Origin of the sequence: Collinsella sp. AF37-9, from assembly GCF_003475115.1 — a bacterium.
Taxonomy (GTDB): domain Bacteria; phylum Actinomycetota; class Coriobacteriia; order Coriobacteriales; family Coriobacteriaceae; genus Collinsella.
In genome coordinates, this window is record NZ_QROQ01000061.1 from 1 (window position 1) to 1,456 (window position 1,456).

The 1,456-nt window shown below is 68.3% G+C and carries 2 protein-coding genes; both read left to right on the forward strand.

What is annotated here, in order from left to right; translation table 11 throughout:
• Nucleotides 1-545 (forward strand): transposase (locus DW024_RS10320; protein ID WP_369834752.1); only part of this gene is annotated, 545 nt, incomplete at its 5' end.
• A 20-nt stretch (nt 546-565) separates the two neighbouring features.
• The gene (locus tag DW024_RS09890; RefSeq protein ID WP_233541379.1) at nt 566-1,417 is read left to right on the forward strand and encodes an IS3 family transposase; all 852 of its coding nucleotides are present in this window, start codon (nt 566-568) and stop codon (nt 1,415-1,417) included.
• Nucleotides 1,418-1,456: the final 39 nt, after the last annotated feature.

Consider the following 1,456-nt stretch of genomic DNA (forward strand, 5'->3'; position numbering starts at 1 on the left):
GTGAACTGCCTCCCATTTCTTGGACATCGGGAAATGGGAGGTTTTCCATGAGTATAGATCTCAGGTCGAAGCACGATCTGGAGTCCAGGAGGCGGGCCGTCGAGCTCTTCGACGCCGGCGTCGGCTGCAAGCCGGCGGCCGAGGCCCTGTCCGTCCCCCGCGAGACCGTGAGAGAATGGCAGTGGGTATACCGGGCGTTCGGAAGCGAGGCGCTGCTGTCCATGGACGGGAAACAATCCAGTTACACATTCGAGCAGAGGGTCGCCGCGGCGTCGGCCGTGGTCGACGACGGGATGGCGAAGGCCGACGCCATGGCCGAGTTCGGGATCAGGTCGAAATCCCCGCTGGAGCGCTGGTGCAGGCTCTACCGCGAGGGCGGCGCCGAGGCGCTGCGGCCCCGCCCGAAGGGCAGACCGAGGGGGTCGAGGTCGAAACCCCGGGCCCGCACCCGCGAGCAGGAGCTCGAGGAGCGCTGCCGCAGGCTCGAGGCCGAGGTCGCCTACCTAAAAAAATTGCGCGCCCTGGTCGAGCGGGACGGGCTCTGACCAGGGCGGCGGCCGAGGCGGTGAGGGCGCTGCGCGCGGAGGGGCACTCCCTGCGCCACCTGCTGGAGTGCTCGGGGCTCAGGAGGTCGACCTACTACTACGCGCTGGCGCACCCGCGGAGGCCGACCCGGCCCGAGCTGCGCGACGCCGCGGCCGAGGTATTCTCGCGCACCGCCAACGGCTGCGGGCACCGGCAGATAGCCATGTGCCTGCGCGCCGAGCTGGGCGCGGTCGTGGCCGACAAGACCGTGCTCAAGATGATGCGCGAGATGGGCATCCGGTGCGGGATACGCCGCCGGGGCTCCCGCCGCCGGTACAGCTCCTACAGGGGGCTCGTGGGGAGCACGTTCGAGAACGTCATCGCGAGGGACTTCGGCGCCGAGGGGCCGTGGCAGAAGCTCGGCACCGACGTCACCGAGTTCAAGGTGGCGGGCGCCAAGGCCTACTGGGCCCCGGTGCTCGACTTCTGCACGAAGGAGATCGTGGCGAGCGACATATCGACCTCGCCGGACCTCGCCCAGCAGCACAGGATGCTCGACCGGCTCCTCGAGGCCCTGCCCGACGGGGCGGCGCCGACCATGCATTCGGACATGGGCTGGCAGTACCAGCACGAGTCCTACACCTCCAGGCTGGAGGGGGCGGGCATCACCCAGAGCATGTCGCGCAAGGGGAACTGCATCGACAACGCCGCCACCGAGCAGCTCTTCGGCCACGTGAAGGACGAGTTCTACCGCGGCAGGGAGTGGGGCAGCTTCGGGGACTTCAAGCGCGACCTGGAGGGGTACATAGCCCATTGGAACACGCGGCGCAGGCAGGTAAGATTGAAGGGCCTGACGCCGGAGGAGTTCCGGAACCGGGCCCTTGCGGCGTAGTCGCTATTTATTCAGTCCAAGTTTCGGGGCGCAGTTCAC